We start from the raw sequence: 15,901 nt of genomic DNA, 5'->3' as shown, positions 1-15,901 counted from the left end.
GAAATATAGTAAAATGTTTTCATTTTTTCGAGAAAATTAATATTCTCGTCATTTTCCTCTTAAACTTACGGTTTTTTTATGATTCTGAGGATTGTGAATCGGTTATCAATCGTCGCATTTCTTCATAAGCCTTCTCTGTTCCAGCGAGATAATATTCACGTCCTGCGAACTTTAATTTATCACCTAGTATGCCACTGTACTTCATTCCGAACTCTTCTAGTAAGATATTCCCCGCTGCATAATCCCAAGGACTTAGATTAGAGATATAGCCAATATGATGCCCTTTTAGCATCGCGATCAATTCTAGACCAGCACATCCATAAAGGCGGGCTCCCATACTTTTTTCTGCAATCGTTCGGACATTGAATCGGTTATGACTAAACAAATAACCATTTACTCCTAATAATCCTTGAGATAATCCACTGTTGGGAGGCTTTGGCAATGCTTCTTCGTTTTTATACACTCCTATTCCACTACCACCCCAGTAAAGTTCTTCTTTGACGACATCGTAAATAAACCCTAACTGACCTTTCCCATCTTCGTAGACTCCTAACATAATACAAAAGTTCTCACGTTCTACGACAAAATTAAGTGTGCCATCGATTGGATCAATCACAAAAAGCTGTCCTGTAAAATCGTTTACCTTACTGTATCCATCTTCTTCTGCAAGGATTTTGGCTTCTGGATTGAATCTGTGGATTTTGTCGATCAAGAAAGCTTGGATCTCACGATCCATGTTAGTGACGAGATCATTTCGACTAGTCTTTTGATCAATCGTCAACTTTTTATTTTCAGCATTTGTTATTTTTTCTCCTGCTTCATAAAGCCACTCTTTGATCACACTGATTCGTTTTTCCATGTCTTCACCCATTTATCTTCAAGATTTTTTTCGTATTCTTTTTTGCTTCCTGAACCGTTCGATATAAGGAATAGCCAGAAACTTTCTCAAATTCTCTGCTTAGTCGTTTTTCTTCTCCGATCGATTTGATCACTGTTTTAAAGTTTTGATAGGTTTTTAGAAACTGATCGTTCGCGATTCCTTTTTCGTTTGCAGTTTCTAGGTCCTCCCACATTTTCATGACGATCACCATTTCTTCGGTCGTCCAATCAAGGTCTATTGGATATTGATACTCTTGCATCTCTTATTCTCCTATTCATCATAATCAAAATCAGTGTATCATAGAAAAGAAGAAGCAACCAATTATTTTCACTTTCTAGTTTACATAATATTTTTATAAAAAACATTGGATTGTTTCGTACTTGAAAAGAAAATGATGCTAGCGTTATTTATTAACAGCTACTTCTCTTTTACCTACACAAAAAAATTGAGCAACTAAGTTTGTCGCCCAATCTTACTTTAATTATTTGTTTACAATTTTCTTAGCTAAGCAAATTTTCTATATTTAGTTCCGGATTTTCTATTCTTCGAAAATCTACAGTCAGTGACAGATCAATTTTTATCATCTATTTTTTGATGACCATGGTTCTTTTGATAGGTGGCTGTGTTCAAAAGTAAATCGCTCTAATCTAACTCCTGTGATTTCTTTTTCAATAAAAAATACTGTTCTCCTTGTACATGATAGGGATATTCATCACCGATTTTTTTCTTTAACTAGTTTAAGCAAGTAACAATTATTTTTTTGGAAACATTGCGTTGTTTTTAATAAAAGTCTTTTTCATTTTTTCGTTTCTTCAAACAACTCTTTCTTTAGAATGTTGAATAAAATACTTAATATGATTTGAAGTCCTTATTACACTTTAATGAGCTACATTTAGGTCTTCATCGTGTACGTTTTTGTCTACGTAATTTTGTCATAGAGTTTATCAAATTTATAGGTTTTTCTCTATCAAAATTTTTAATGTAAGAATTTAACAGCCGTTCATTTAATCGTGCCTTATTAACTCGCTCTTCTCTTTTACTTGCTTCATTGATGAATCGAGTAAAGTCAGGAGCGATTATTTTAGCTATTCGATGACCATTTTGATAATAAGCATTTCGGATTGCTATCCTAGCTTCTTTTTGACACTCACTAAATAATGCAAAAAGTACTTTTTTTCGATGCTCTTCATAGTTTGGAAAAATTAACATGCTATGTAACAGGTCTTGTCCTTGTCTATTAAGAACCTCTAACAAAGATAGACCTGATAGTTGGTGTTTTTGAAAGATTATGTTTTCAATCTTAGCATATAATTGCGGATTTTTTTCAAAAATTTCTGATAACTGATGAAAATAGCACCACTCGCTTTCTCTGAAAATTTCATGAATCTCGTTCATTTGAGGATGATTCGTAAAATTACAAACAGCGGGATTCACATAAATTCCTTCCAATTGATTTTCTGGGCCATTCATTTTCTACACTCCTTGTTTATCACTAATGACACATCTATAAAGTGATAGTTAAAATATTGGTCTATTGATAATTATAAGTCCTCAATCTTAAAGTATAAATGGTAATCCCATACCAAACAGCACTCACCGCCCATCTATAGACTTATACCCACTTTAAATGAAATTACTTCAAGCGATACTTACTACTTTTATATAATTTCGTATTTGTTGTTTTCGGAGTACTATTCTGTTTTTGTTGCATTTCCATGTCTGACGCTTTCTCTTTTGCATGTGAAATATTCATTGAGAACTCACTTTGCGCTGCCTGCAAACTGTTCACTGGATCTACTTTCTTTTCACAACTTTTCTCCTTATTTTCTAAAACATTTGTATTGTTTGAATAAATTTCGGCTTCTTTATTAGAATTGGAGAAACACTTTGCTAAAGTTTCAAATAGGTTATCCTTTAGGCTACTTATTGTTTCTGATCCCTCCGTTTTAGAATTCATATTAAAAAAGACAATTGGACCATTAATATTCACAACAACCAATGGATTATTAGATTGCATTTTGGGTAAAATTGGTATAGCTTTGCGTTTCACAAGAACCTGTTCGTTCTTATTTATTACATTATTTAGGACCTTAGGTGCACCTTCCTTATCAATGGAATGATCAGCGAAGGGAATTCGACTACTAGTTGCCTGACCCTCGTTAGTCGTTGTTGCTGGTTCATATATTCTCGTTATTTCTTCCATACTTAGCATGTCCTTCGGCCATTCTTCTGCATTTACACTTAGTGGCAAAATTTCACTTGGTGTTGACACACTACTAGTTGGCTGACCTTCGTTAGTCGTTGTTGGTTCATACATACTCATTATTTCTTCCATGCTTAGCATGTCCTTCGGCCATTCCTCTGCATTTACACTTAGTGGCAAAATTTCACTTGGTGTTGACACACTACTAGTTGGCTGACCTTCGTTAGTCGTTGTTGGTTCATACATACTCATTATTTCTTCCATACTTAGCATGTCCTTCGGCCATTCCTCTGCATTTACACTTAGTGGCAAAATTTCACTTGGTGTTGACACACTGCTGTTCCTACTCCTTTGGGAGTTCTCACTCACTAGTTGCGTAACTTGACTTGTTGGCGGCCTACTAGTATCGTTCTGATTTTCTGGTACTTGTTGCTTACGATTAGCATACTCTAAATCGTTTTTTGAAGTTAGTCGATTTGCAGTAAATTCTTTTCTATTTTCGTTAAGTATCTGATGAATCGTCTTTTGTTCCAATCCTCCATCTCTATCCTGTTGGAGCCATGAAGAAAATGTAGTTCTAGCTATGCCATATTGTTCAGAAAATTTTTGGACTGTAATTTGTCCGTTAGTTTGCTTGTATAAATTTATGTATGTTAATTTTTCTTGTTTAGAATATTTTTTTTTTATTCCGTGTTCACCACGATAGGCATATAACCACTTAGAGAACGTTGTAATCTCAATATTATTCTGTTTTGCAAAGTCCTGAATCGTAATATTAGGATGATTTAAATAAGCTACTAAAATTGCCTCTTTATCTTTTTTAGCATAGATTTTTGGAGGTTCTGTTTTACTTTCAATATTCTCAAGCTTCCTCCCCTTTCTATACTCATCTTTCACCCACGTAGAAATTTTGTTTCTAGCTATCTTGTATTTAGCTTCAAGTTTTCTAATATTTCTCAAACGACCATCAAAAAATTCATCTAGAATTTTTTTTCTTACTTTTATCGGATAGTTCACGTTTGTTTTTTTTGCATGATTTGTCATCCATAATCTTTCTCTCCTTTTTCGTTATTTTCAATTTGACTACTTACTAATCATTCTGCTTAAAAATCACTCAAAGTTATTTTCAGCTTCGACAACTCTATATATTTTATAAACTACCAAAAATCTTACTACAAATTTTCTTCATAATTCTTCTGCTTGAAATGATTTCTAGTAGCTAATTCTACTAACGATCTCCCATTTTTTTAAACTTATCTTCCTAAAATTGAATTTTTTAGACCAAGTAAAATTTGATTAAATTTTACTTGCATTTTAATGAAATCGTTTTTATAAAAGGATAAAAACTCTTCTATTTTTCTAATTATTAGATTTCAGTAAATTTTTATTCTAGCGAGTTGCACGGTATTTTTGGCTTTTATATAATTTTAAATTTGTAGTTTTACCTGTTTTTTTCGTATTATTTTCTTGTTCCTCCACTATAACATCAAGCTTTCTCCCTCGTAGCTCATTTATCTGTTTTTTATCTGATGAATAATGTGGCTGAATCAGTGGTTTTAATTCAAATTCCACTTTTTTTTCTTCTATTAGTTTGCTGATTTGATTTTGTGCTTTCTGGCCATTGCTAGAATGGCCGTATAAAAGTGTTGAAATTGATAAATCTGAATAGAATTTTTTTAGACATTTTCCCCAAGCTAGCTGATTTTTTTCCCAAGGTGCTTCGAAAAAATTTTCACCATCATAGAATCTAACTTTTTCCTTTAGAGTTGGATGATGATAGACATACCTCATTGCATTGGCTAGCTTAGAATAAGTATTCCCTTTTATTACACAATTGTCGAAATCATAATTTTTTTCACAAATAAAACAAATTCTTTCATTTTGGCATAAATTTACCATATCTAATAATATCCGCCATTCAGAATTTTTAAGGAGTTGGGGCAATTTATCGATATCATAGCTTGACAACTGTTGTAAATTAAATTGTTCATAATATGCAATTACTTGAAAAAAATTATTCCAATAAGGATACGACTTTTGTTCCTTAGTAAAATATTTTAATAAAAGATCTTGAATGTCAAAATTTCCATTAGATCCATTTGCACTATTTGAAGCAAATGGTTTACCTGAAACTCCTCCTCCCATATTCTCCAGACTCTTTGTGAGAGCCGCTAAAAAGGCTTCACAATATTCATTAGAAAAGCTGATTTTAACTTTTTCTCTTTCTTTTTTTAATCTGCAAATCTCACCAAAACCATTAATCGGGTATTGATTGGGCTCTATACTTTTGTCATGAAGTAATACTTTATTCATAGAGGTGTTAAAATGATCTTTTTTTGCTCCTAATTTGTTCGAATCATTCCCTTTTCCTCCACTTTCAATTCCTTTACCTACGTAATCATGATCTACTACGAGTCCAGAATTAAATATATGTGCACATGTTCTCCACACTTCTGGCTGTTGTTTCCATGGAGCCTCAATTTCTTGGTTGCTTTTATAAAATTTCACTTTGTTTTGTAGTTCTGGCACAAGATAAATATAACGAAGCATATTAGCAAATGGCGAAATGTCTTTGCCTGAAACGATTTTTTCATGATCAATCCCCGCATCACAAAAAACGGCAATGTGGATATCTTTAGTAATCCTTACCATATCAAGACTCAATCGATCTTCCGAACGCTTAAACAACTCAACTATAGTTAAATCATTTTTTTTTGATTTCTGATAGATTAAAGTCTTTGTACCATTTTGTTACTTCCACAAATTCTTTCCAATAAGGCAATTTTTTTTCATCCGCAGTTAAAAATGTAGTGAAATTTCCAAAAAAACATTCCCCCATTTTATCCAGAGATTTAAATTCTTCACCACAAAAATAACCAATTTGCCTATTCATAAAAACTGTATCTAAATAGTCATAGAGTTTAGTAACTTCATTTTTTATAAAAGAATTGCTTTGGCTTCTTAGATCTACTTCTTGTATCATTTGATCTGGTAATTTTTTTTGAAATAGTTGTCGGAAAGTAATCAGCGACTCATAATAAAATTGATTATATGCTCGATGAATTGCTTCTATATATTCATTCTGAAAAGTTGTTTTTATTTCATGCGGTTCATGCGTAAACAGATCAGTTGGTGTATTTTCCGAATTATCGTAGATAATTACCCTGTTTTCTTTGCTCATTTTCTCCAACTCCTTTCAGTACACTCAACTTCCTTTTGAGTTTTTCTATAAACATTATACTGTTTATAGAAATTTAACAAAGTCAATCATCAGTTATTAAGTCACCGTCCAATGAATAACGTACATTCCCTATAAAACATTCTCGTGGAAATGAAGCAAGCTCAAATTTACAGCTATCGTCATATTAAAGTGTCATAGACGCTCTTCATTTTTTTATTAGTTTGTAAATCATCGCAATAGTCTGTATGACATGATATCTCTTTATTGCCAAGTCCTTACAATAATTAGAACTACTATATTTATTGATAAATTAGTTGATTTGATACAGTTCAATCTCGTTAATAAGATAACCGGAGTAAATAAATTTTGTTTCATATTTTTCTCTAAAAGGTTGCATTCATTTACTTATGCCTTCATCTCCCTTCAAATAGAGCGATCATTCTCGTGACTATTCTTAAAAGAAAAGTACCCCGTTTTTAAATTTTTAAATTTAACATTGTCTTTATTTTCTTCAAATAGCTTACTTAGCCAGTGTTCCGATCCTAGATAATTTTGCTTAATTTTTTGAATTTTACTATCTGTTTGCGAAATAATAAATGCTATTACATCACCTGGAATATGGTCAACATAAAAGTTCCGTTGCTCATTCGTTAATAAATTATTAATTGATTGCTTGATTCTTTCTGTCCCATATTCATTTACATATGGCTCTAAAAAACGATCTAAAATACCATTAGCCAATTTTTCTTTTATTTCATTTACAGATTGTCCCGTCCTATCCGAAAGGTAAGTAAGACTTTTTTCACTAGACATCAATGCAACAGGCAACAACTCATCAAATTGATTTATTTGTTCAAAGTCGACTTTTCTATGAACTGATTCTAAAGTTTCCTGTTCTATTTCAGAAAATGGCAACTGCCTGTCCTCCTGAAAAATTTTACGAACAATCAACTCCCAATTAGAATTTTGAGATAAAAATTCAGGCAATTGCCTTGCTAATCGTTCAACATATCTTTCAGCTTTCAATTTAGGTGTTGCTACATTACTTACTAGTATATTTTGCAAACTTTGCATCGACATATGGTTTTTTTTTGCATGTTCATGGCTATCATTATAACCACCTACAAAAAAATTTCGTAAAACTTTTTTCTCTGTTTCTTTCTTGTCCATTTGTTTTCCCTCCAATGATTTTAGAGTACATAGCGCATCTTCAATGATCCAATTTTTCTAGATAGTCGTTCCTTTCAATTTCACGTTATTTTTCATATAAATCTATATGTTTTCATTGTCAACTTTTTGCTCAATCTCACCAGCAGAAAGAAAGCGCTTTCTTAAATTGGTGGTTTAATTTACAAACATGTTACCATCGTAGTAAGTAAGCAACTGACCTATTTTTTATATATTTTTAAATTAAAGTTCTTAATAATCATCCCCCCTTCAAAAGGGTGGTTTGCACCAGGGCTATAAGCCCTTAACTCCGGCCAGCGCCTAAAGACGCTGGCTTTCTTATTTCATGTCCAAGCCATATTGCCTTTGCCACTTTTGCTGTATTTCCATGATTTTCTCTTCTTTTTTTACCAACATACCTCCTACTATGATCAGTTTCTGTTCACTTGTAACTAAAGAACAACCACAACTCATCTATCATTTCCCTGTCTCGCCGGTTTTGTATAAAAATTGATCAGATTGATAGGCTTATCTCTACGTAAATTTTTAAGACAAGCTTCAAGCGCACGAGCGGCAAAACGCACATTGTCTCTTCTTCTTTCAAAGTTCTTCGTTTCTTCAATAAGGCGGTTGAAACTTGGCGAAACAATTTCAGCGATGCAATATCCATTTCGATGATAGGCATTGAAGATTGCAGTTTCCGCTTCATCTCGACAGGCAAGATATAGTTTTTTTACTGCTTCTTTTCGCTGTTCTTCATATTCTGGCAAGAGTAATGGAGCACGTAGAATGTTTTCTCCTTTTCGTTCAACCATTACTAATAACGAAGGAACAGACAATTGGAACTTATCAAAAATGATTTCTTCAACTTTAGCGTAAACTTCGGGTTCTTTTACAAAGAGATCCGATAAATGACGAAAGAAATTTTCCTCACTTCGAACAAATATCTGCCGTATCTTATCACTTTGAGGATGATTTCTAAAATCTCTAGTCGTTGGTGCTACATAAACCTCTTCAGGATTTTTTTCTGGGTTATTCACTTTCTCCACTCCTCTTCATGTATTCGATCATCAAAAGCCGAAAGCTAATGATATATTCTTACGGAATATACTCGTTAGTCTATCATGTGGTAGTGAAAGCAGATGTCCTATTTTTTCATCGTTTAGAATTAACGTGTACGCAAAAAAAACAAGTGCCTAACTCACTCGAATTAGACACTTGCTTTACTGATATTCAACACTAGATCATCCAATGAAAAAGTGATTTCTTATTGATTTTTAAATATGGATCGGTAACCCTAATGCTAGTTCGGACGCATCCATAGTGATTTCTCCAAGGGATGGATGTGGATGGATAGTTAAAGCAATATCTTCCGCATTCATTCCTGATTCAATGGCTAAAGCTAATTCTGACACCATATCGCTGGCACCAACACCACCGATTTGTGCGCCAATGACCACATTATCGTCATTTGTTGTGACTAAACGAATGAAGCCTTCAGTTTTTGCAAGTGACAAGGCACGACCATTTCCGGAAAATGGGAACTTATAAGCAGTCGCTTCTAGTCCAGCTTCTTTGGCTTCTTTGATCGTCATTCCAACAGAAGCTAATTCAGGATCTGTAAATGCAACTGCCGGCATTGCTTTATAGTCGACAGCTACCTTTTTGCCCGAGATAGCTTCAGCTGCAATTTTCGCTTCATAGCTTGCTTTATGGGCTAATGCTGCACCGGGTACGATATCGCCGATCGCATATATATTCGGAACATTCGTACGCCCTTGTTTATCCACTTTGATCAATCCGCGTTCGCCAACTTCAACACCAGCTTGTTCTAAGCCCATGTCATCAGTATTTGGGCGGCGACCAACTGTTACCATGACATAATCAGCCGTCACAGTTTCTTCTTTCCCGTCAACAGCATATTTGACTGTTACGCTATCGCCGTTATCCACTGCTTCTTTTGCCATGGCATTGGTTACGACGGTTACTCCTTTTTTCTTAAAGTCGTCTTCCACTAGTCTCACCAAATCTTTTTCATAAGTTGGTAAGATTTGTGGCGAACCTTCAAGAATCGTTACTTCGGCTCCAAGATTTGCATACGCACCACCGAGTTCCGCGCCGATGACACCGCCACCGATGATCACAAACTTCTTAGGTACTTCTTTCAATGCTAGACCGCCAGTTGAATCAAGTACACGTCCGCCAAATTTGAATCCTGGAATTTCGATAGGGCGTGAACCAGTAGCAATGATTGCATTGTTAAATGAATACGTTTGTGCTGAATCTGGATGGATCACACGCAATGTATGATCATCCACGAAGAAAGCTTCTCCTTCAATCGTTTCTACTTTGTGTTTTTTTAGTAAGAATCCAACACCGGAAGTAAGTGTTTTAACTACCTTGTTTTCTTTCCAATCTTGTGTTTTCTCAAAATCAAGAGTAACATTTTCGCTTGTTACACCAAAAATAGTGGAATCAAGTGATTCTTGATAATGATGTCCTGCAGCAATCAATGCTTTTGAAGGAATACAGCCGACATTCAAACAAACGCCACCGATATATTCTCTTTCGATGATTGCAACTTTTTGACCCATTTCAGCAGCGCGGATAGCTGCTACATAGCCGCCAGGTCCCGCACCGATTACAACTGTATCTAATTCTACAGCAAAATCTCCAACTACCATTTGTTTATCATCCTTCCATCATTAATAGCTCTGGATCAGCTAAAAGACGTTTGATATTGTTCATTGCTTGTTGTGCTGTCGCACCATCAACGATCCGGTGATCGAAACTTAGAGAAAGTTTCATTACTCGACCTACGACGATTTCACCTTCACTATTCACGATCGGTTGTTGTGCAATTGTACCGACACCTAAGATCGCTACTTCTGGGTAGTTGATTACTGGAGTAAACCAGCCACCACCAACTGAACCGATATTACTGATAGTGATCGTTCCATTACGCATATCATCAGCGGATAGTTTTCCATCATGAGCTAGTTTTGCTTTTTCGTTGATTTCGTCAGCGATGGCAAACATTCCTTTGCGGTCTGCATCTTTCACGTTTGGCACATATAACCCATGATCTGTATCTGTAGCGATACCGATATTATAGTAATTTTTATACACGATTTCTTGTTTTGCATCATCAATCGAAGCATTCAAGATAGGGAATTTTTTCACTGTAGCTGTCAATGCTTTCACCACGTATGGCAAAAAAGTAAGTTTTGTTCCATTGGCTGCTGCAACTTCCTTGAATCGTTTGCGGTTATCCCACAATTTAGAAACTTCAACTTCATCATGTAACGCCACATGAGGCGCTGTTTGTTTGCTGTTGACCATGGCTTTCGCAATAGCTTTACGTGTAGGAGTCAATGCTACGCGTTCTTCTAGATCACCTAGATTTGACTTGAATGCTTGAGCTGGTTTCGCTGGTTTTGTTTCAGCTTTTTCAGCAGGAGCAGTTTCTTTTACAGGTGCTGCTTCTGCTTTTGCAGGAGTCCCACCACCAGAAATGAAGTTTTCAATATCTTCTTTTGTCACACGTCCGCCTTTTCCTGTAGCCGTCACTTGAGAAATGTCAACATCTTTTTCACGAGCGAATTGACGAACAGACGGCATCGCTAACACACGTTTATCTGGATCTGAAGCTTCGACAACAGTGGCTGATCCCGATGTTTCGACTTTTTCAGAAGTAGGTGCAGCTGGTTTTGCACTTGATGGAGCAGTGTTATGACCAGGGGCATCGATTTCAACTAATACATCCCCTACATTTGCCACTGTGCCTTCTGGTACAAGAATATTTTTGACTGTCCCTGTTACTGGAGAAGGAATTTCTTCAACTGATTTGTCATTTTGTACTTCTAATAAAGTATCGTCTTCATTGATCGTATCTCCTGCTTTAACAAACCATTTGACGATTTCACCCTCTGCGATACCTTCACCGATATCAGGCAATTTGAATTCAAACACGCCACCGTCTGTCCCTTGTGTTTCAGTGTCAGCAGTCGGTTCAGCTGCAGGCTGTTCTGGTGTTTGCTCTTTGGCTGCTACACCAGCATCACCACCGCTTTCCTCGTTATCTTCGTGTCCAGGAGCATCGATTTCTACCAATACATCCCCTACATTTGCTACTGTGCCTTCTGGTACAAGAACATTTTTGACTGTCCCTGTTACTGGAGAAGGAATTTCTTCAACTGATTTATCATTTTGTACTTCTAATAAAGTATCGTCTTCATTGATCGTATCTCCTGCTTTAACAAACCATTTGACGATTTCACCTTCTGCGATACCTTCACCGATATCAGGTAATTTAAATTGATATGCCATGATTTAATTACGTCCCCTCTTCTTAGAATTCTGCGATTTCTTTCACTTTTGCTTCAATATCAGCAGCATTAGGTAACCAGATATTTTCTGCTTGTCCAAAAGGAAAGACAGTGTCTGGTGCTGCAACGCGGCCGATTGGTGCCTCTAAAGAAAGGATCGCGCGTTCTGAGATTTCAGAAATCACTTGTGCACTTACGCCAGCTTGTCTTTGTGCTTCTTGCACAACTACAACACGACCAGTTTTTTCAACAGATTGAATGATCGTGTCGACATCCAATGGTGCAACCGTACGTAGATCGATGATTTCTACTGAAATATCTTCTTTTGCAAGATTGTCTGCTGCTTTGATTGCTTCACGAACCATTGCACCATATGTGATGATCGAAACATCGGAACCTTCACGTGTGACAGCAGCTTTATCCAAAGGTACTTCATACGCTTCATCTGGCACTTCCTCGCGGAACGAACGGTATAGTTTCATATGTTCCAAGTAGACGACTGGGTCATTACTGCGGATAGCTGAAATCAATAGTCCTTTTGCATCGTACGGATTTGATGGGATGACTACGCGAATTCCTGGTGACTGAGCGATCAATCCTTCCAAATTATCTGAGTGAAGTTCTGGTGTATGGACACCTCCGCCGAATGGTGAACGGATCGTGATCGGTAAGTTTCTTGTTCCGCCCATACGGTATCTTGTACGTGCCATTTGTGCAACAACTTCATCCATTGCTTCAAAAATAAATCCGAAAAACTGGATTTCTGGTACTGGACGGAATCCTTCAAGAGCTAATCCAAATCCAAGTCCAGCGATTCCTGATTCCGCTAAAGGAGTGTCAAAAACGCGTTCTTCACCAAATTTTTCTTGCAATCCTTCTGTTGCACGGAATACCCCACCGTTTTTACCGACATCTTCACCAAAAACGACAACATTTTCGTCATTTTCTAGTTCCAACGCTAAGGCATCTGTGATTGCTTGAATCATTGTTTTTTGTGCCATGATTATTTCGACTCCTTCGCTTCATAGATTGCAATTTGTTCTTTGATTGTTTGAGGAGAAACTTCAAACATATTTTTCAAGAAATCTGATACTTTTTGTTTTGGCATTTTATCAGCTTCTGCAATTGCTGCTTTGATTTCTTCTTTTGTTTGTTCAATGACTTGTTCTTCTTTTTCTTCTGACCATAATCCTTTCTCAGTCAAATAATTACGGAAACGGATCAATGGATCTTTTTTCTGCCACTCGTCATCCGTATCTTTCGTACGGTAACGTGTTGGATCATCTCCAGATAATGTATGTGGTCCGTAACGGTAAGTTAACGTTTCGATCAACACAGGGCCATTACCACTTACTGCCCAATCGCGTGCCATCTTAGATACGGTATAAACTGCTAATGGGTCCATGCCATCAACTTGGATACCTGGAATACCAGCAGCGACAGCTTTTTGTGCTAGTGTTTTAGCAGCTGTTTGCTTTTCACGAGGCGTTGAGATAGCGAAACCATTATTTTGAATGTAGAATACTGCGTTGGCATGGTAAGCACCAGCGAAGTTGATTGCTTCATAGAAATCTCCTTGTGAAGAACCGCCATCACCTGTGTAAGTGAACACTACATTTTTCTTATTACGTTTCTTTAAGCCAAGTGCTACACCAGCCGCTTGAACATATTGTGCGCCAATGATGATTTGTGGTGGTAGAGCTTTCAATTCTTCTGGATAAAAGTTTCCTGCCGCATGTCCGCGTGACCACAAGAATGCTTGTGATAAAGGTAAACCATGTTTAACCAATTGAGGGACATCACGATAACCTGGGAGCAATACATCCTCTTTATCAAATGCAAATGAACTTGCAAGCTGACTTGCTTCTTGTCCTGCTGTTGGGGCGAAAAATCCTAAACGTCCTTGACGATTCAAAGCGGTTGACCGTTGATCTAAAACACGAGACCAAACCATATTCGTCATCAATTCAACTAATTGTTCATCTGATAAATCAGGAACAAGTTTTTCATTTACTACTTTACCATCTTGGTCTAGTGCTTGGTATACTGGAAAATCTGAATTGACTTCTTCTAATAATGCATTGAAGTCGATAGGTGCTTTCTTGTTTGCCATTATCACACATTCCTCTCTCATCTATAAGAAAATCTCATCTTTCTGCGATTGAAACAGTGATATAATCTGTATCACTATTTAACCGTCTTCATTTATAAATTATCACGTATCATTAAGAAACACAAGCTTAAAGCCCAAATTTTCACGATTTAAAAAAATTACGGATATCCGCTTTATTACAACATTAGTGAAGCAAATCACAATCAAGAAAGCGGTTCACATTTTTTTGCCATTATCGCTTGTTTTTTTCGCCTTCACTATACTAACTGTTACTATTAACAAAGCTTATTGTTATACCTTTTTAACGAACCAAGCAAAAGCTTCTAAAGATACTAGTGATAAAATAAACAAACACTTATATTCTAATTTACTCCTATATGTGCATTTTTTTCAACTAAAAAGCAACAGTCAGGTTTTTTCCAAACTGTTGCACTATTTATTTCTTCATTTTGTTTGTGCTTGCAACCAACATGCCAATTCTTCCATTCGTTTGGCAAAAACAATCATTCGATCTTGGTCAAGTCTGCTGAAATTGATCCTTATCCCATTCGTCTCCCGACCAAATAACCAACTAGGTGCTACGCCCAACCCTTTTGCCACCGCTTCACTTGCAATTTCTGCCGACATTTTCTTTCCCTCCCATGTTACCCAGGCATAATATCCACCTTTGATTGGCCAGACATTGAAAAAGTTCTGCTTCTGTTCCCATTTCTGCAACAACAAACTTTTTTCCTGCAGTTTTTTACGCACAAGTACTAGTTTCGCATCATAACTTTCTTCGAAAACTGCAGTGGCAGCAATTTGTGTAAAGATACTCATGGAGAATTCCATCATTTGTTGTGCTTTGGCTAATTTAAAGATCAACGTTTGGGGGCCGATTATCCAACCGATTTTTGTCGTTTTACCAAGTAGTCTAGATAAAGAACCAACATATAGAACATTTTCAGGATCGAGTGAATGGATAGAAACAGGGCTTTTTTCAGCTTCCTGAAACGAAAGATCACTAAAAACATCATCTTCAACAATCGGGACCTGATACTTCCTACACAGTACGACTAGATCATTTCGCCGTTTTTGCGACATGACTTTCCCGGTAGGATTTTGGAAATTAGGGTTGACTAGTACAGCTTTGATTTTATTTTTTTGGATGGACTTTTCTAAAATAGCCAAATTTATCCCTTCATCATCCATTGGAATACCAAATAGCCGAGTCCCTGTTGCTCTAAACAAAGCTAAACGATAGAAAAAGGAAGGTGATTCGACTGCTACTGCATCTCCATTGGAGAGAAGTGTTTGTAAAATCAAAAAAATAGCTTGTTGCCCTCCCACCGTCACTAATAGCTGTGTGCGGGAAAAATCAAATTGAAACTCGTCACTTAAATATCCTTCAATTTTTTCTACTAATGGAAGATAACCTAGATCCGTCATTTTTTGCTCTTCAGTGATCATTTCTGCCATCGTATGTGCCGGAAATTGTACATCAGGCAATAGTTTATTCGGCATTTCACTGGAGAAAAGATCCAGAAAATCTGGTTGTTTTTTTGCTTCCTTGATCCGTTCTTCATACCAGTCATCTACTTGCTCATAGCGCTGAGAAAAAAGTTCACGCCAATTGATTCGTGGAACACAAAACTTTCCCCATTCCGTTTGATTGACATAGCGTCCGCTTCCCTGTCGACTAGTAAGAACTCCCAAATCACGTAATTCATCCAACGCACGTACCACTGTCGTCCGATTCGTCCTAAAAGCAGCCGCCAATTTTCGTTCAGAAGGCAATCTTTCCCCAGAAGCTAGATTGCCATTTTCGATGTTTTTCATTATCTGATCCATCATTTGCCGATAGATCGGTCCATTCATTTTATCTATTTCTTTCCACATGTTTTTTCTCCAGTTTTTTTCTTTATTTTAACGGATTTTCCGTAGAAAGAAACAGAAAATAAAAAATAAGAGCACGACAAAAGGAAAAGTCACCTTTCTCGCACCCTCTAAATCGAAGCTAACCACTGCTTTGTGTCAATAACATAAGATT

Annotated in this window: 13 protein-coding genes; all 13 read right to left on the bottom strand. The window is 36.4% G+C overall.

The annotated features are described in order from the left end of the window. Positions 1 to 76: 76 nt before the first annotated feature. The gene (locus IGI47_RS06925) at positions 77 to 859 is read right to left on the bottom strand and encodes an inositol monophosphatase family protein (protein ID WP_438783749.1); all 783 of its coding nucleotides are present in this window, start codon (positions 857 to 859) and stop codon (positions 77 to 79) included. 4 nt (positions 860 to 863) lie between these two features. Next, positions 864 to 1,139 (bottom strand): UPF0223 family protein, encoded by a 276-nt coding sequence (locus tag IGI47_RS06920; RefSeq protein ID WP_438783748.1) that lies wholly within the window; start codon positions 1,137 to 1,139, stop codon positions 864 to 866. A 641-nt stretch (positions 1,140 to 1,780) separates the two neighbouring features. Beyond that, positions 1,781 to 2,350, bottom strand: a complete 570-nt coding sequence (locus IGI47_RS06915; protein WP_438783747.1) for a hypothetical protein — start codon at positions 2,348 to 2,350, stop codon at positions 1,781 to 1,783. 163 nt (positions 2,351 to 2,513) lie between these two features. Then, positions 2,514 to 4,127: a hypothetical protein gene (locus tag IGI47_RS06910; protein ID WP_438783746.1), complete on the bottom strand. Its 1,614-nt coding sequence runs from the start codon at positions 4,125 to 4,127 to the stop codon at positions 2,514 to 2,516. A 345-nt stretch (positions 4,128 to 4,472) separates the two neighbouring features. Continuing rightward, positions 4,473 to 5,747 (bottom strand): hypothetical protein, encoded by a 1,275-nt coding sequence (locus tag IGI47_RS06905; protein ID WP_438783745.1) that lies wholly within the window; start codon positions 5,745 to 5,747, stop codon positions 4,473 to 4,475. A gap of 40 nt (positions 5,748 to 5,787) precedes the next feature. After that, complete coding sequence (locus tag IGI47_RS06900; protein ID WP_438783744.1) at positions 5,788 to 6,264, bottom strand: hypothetical protein; 477 nt, start codon at positions 6,262 to 6,264, stop codon at positions 5,788 to 5,790. Positions 6,265 to 6,687: 423 nt separating this feature from the next. Then, a complete protein-coding gene (locus IGI47_RS06895; protein WP_438783743.1) occupies positions 6,688 to 7,434 on the bottom strand; it encodes a hypothetical protein in 747 nt (248 codons plus the stop codon). Between the two features lie 467 nt (positions 7,435 to 7,901). Continuing rightward, a complete protein-coding gene (locus IGI47_RS06890; protein ID WP_438783742.1) occupies positions 7,902 to 8,471 on the bottom strand; it encodes a hypothetical protein in 570 nt (189 codons plus the stop codon). Positions 8,472 to 8,708: 237 nt separating this feature from the next. Continuing rightward, positions 8,709 to 10,115 carry a dihydrolipoyl dehydrogenase gene (gene lpdA, locus IGI47_RS06885; RefSeq protein ID WP_311929875.1) on the bottom strand — a complete coding sequence of 469 codons (1,407 nt, stop codon included), beginning with the start codon at positions 10,113 to 10,115 and terminating at the stop codon, positions 8,709 to 8,711. Between the two features lie 7 nt (positions 10,116 to 10,122). Continuing rightward, positions 10,123 to 11,760, bottom strand: a complete 1,638-nt coding sequence (locus IGI47_RS06880; protein ID WP_438783740.1) for a dihydrolipoyllysine-residue acetyltransferase — start codon at positions 11,758 to 11,760, stop codon at positions 10,123 to 10,125. A gap of 22 nt (positions 11,761 to 11,782) precedes the next feature. After that, a complete protein-coding gene (locus IGI47_RS06875; RefSeq protein WP_104660269.1) occupies positions 11,783 to 12,760 on the bottom strand; it encodes an alpha-ketoacid dehydrogenase subunit beta in 978 nt (325 codons plus the stop codon). 2 nt (positions 12,761 to 12,762) lie between these two features. Next, positions 12,763 to 13,872 (bottom strand): pyruvate dehydrogenase (acetyl-transferring) E1 component subunit alpha, encoded by a 1,110-nt coding sequence (gene pdhA / locus IGI47_RS06870; RefSeq protein WP_311929873.1) that lies wholly within the window; start codon positions 13,870 to 13,872, stop codon positions 12,763 to 12,765. Between the two features lie 444 nt (positions 13,873 to 14,316). Further along, a complete protein-coding gene (locus IGI47_RS06865) occupies positions 14,317 to 15,750 on the bottom strand; it encodes a PLP-dependent aminotransferase family protein (RefSeq protein ID WP_438783738.1) in 1,434 nt (477 codons plus the stop codon). Positions 15,751 to 15,901: the final 151 nt, after the last annotated feature.

Origin of the sequence: Enterococcus sp. AZ191 (assembly GCF_051713845.1) — a bacterium.
GTDB lineage: Bacteria > Bacillota > Bacilli > Lactobacillales > Enterococcaceae > Enterococcus_B > Enterococcus_B durans.
The sequence above is the reverse complement of the archived record's forward strand: the minus strand, read 5'-3'. Positions and strand labels throughout refer to the sequence as shown.

Coding starts and splice junctions, on each gene's coding strand:
- IGI47_RS06925 (WP_438783749.1), bottom strand. CDS start 859: ATGGAAAAACGAATCAGTGTGATCAAAGAGTGGCTTTATGAAGCAGGA.
- IGI47_RS06920 (WP_438783748.1), bottom strand. CDS start 1,139: ATGCAAGAGTATCAATATCCAATAGACCTTGATTGGACGACCGAAGAA.
- IGI47_RS06915 (WP_438783747.1), bottom strand. CDS start 2,350: ATGAATGGCCCAGAAAATCAATTGGAAGGAATTTATGTGAATCCCGCT.
- IGI47_RS06910 (WP_438783746.1), bottom strand. CDS start 4,127: ATGACAAATCATGCAAAAAAAACAAACGTGAACTATCCGATAAAAGTA.
- IGI47_RS06900 (WP_438783744.1), bottom strand. CDS start 6,264: ATGAGCAAAGAAAACAGGGTAATTATCTACGATAATTCGGAAAATACA.
- IGI47_RS06895 (WP_438783743.1), bottom strand. CDS start 7,434: ATGGACAAGAAAGAAACAGAGAAAAAAGTTTTACGAAATTTTTTTGTA.
- lpdA (WP_311929875.1), bottom strand. CDS start 10,115: ATGGTAGTTGGAGATTTTGCTGTAGAATTAGATACAGTTGTAATCGGT.
- IGI47_RS06880 (WP_438783740.1), bottom strand. CDS start 11,760: ATGGCATATCAATTTAAATTACCTGATATCGGTGAAGGTATCGCAGAA.
- IGI47_RS06875 (WP_104660269.1), bottom strand. CDS start 12,760: ATGGCACAAAAAACAATGATTCAAGCAATCACAGATGCCTTAGCGTTG.
- pdhA (WP_311929873.1), bottom strand. CDS start 13,872: ATGGCAAACAAGAAAGCACCTATCGACTTCAATGCATTATTAGAAGAA.
- IGI47_RS06865 (WP_438783738.1), bottom strand. CDS start 15,750: ATGTGGAAAGAAATAGATAAAATGAATGGACCGATCTATCGGCAAATG.